Origin of the sequence: Bacillus cereus group sp. BfR-BA-01408 (assembly GCF_022663305.1) — a bacterium.
In the GTDB taxonomy this organism is placed as follows: Bacteria; Bacillota; Bacilli; order Bacillales; family Bacillaceae_G; genus Bacillus_A; species Bacillus_A pacificus.
This window is the reverse complement of sequence record NZ_JAKUFF010000224.1, coordinates 1-333: the sequence shown is the minus strand read 5'-3', so window position 1 is coordinate 333 and position 333 is coordinate 1. Positions and strand designations below refer to the sequence as shown.

Below are 333 nucleotides of genomic sequence, written 5' to 3'. Positions count from 1 at the left end.
CGCCACAAGTCGAAGAGCCAGCCTATAAGGAATCAGATGAGTGGGAAGATTACGCATTTGAACCGTTCCAACTAGAAGAAAGAAAAGAGCAGGAAGTAGAAGAAGAGGAAATAGAAGAACATGAATTTGTAGAGCGTGAAGAGGAGAAAGAAACAACGCCGCAATTTGAATTGTTCGGAAGAAAAGATTTTAAGAAAGAACAAGCGAAAAAACAAGAAGTACAAGAAGAGGAAACGTATTCACAGCGGGATGAAAATGCGCTTTATTTAACGAAATTATTTACGAAAGAACCGGAAGAAGAATTTACAAAGTTACGAATGTATTTTGTGCAAG

At 37.8% G+C, this 333-nt stretch carries 1 pseudogene; it reads left to right on the top strand.

The features are described from left to right. Window positions 1-333: pseudogene (locus tag MR083_RS27030) on the top strand (stage VI sporulation protein D); the annotation flags it as partial.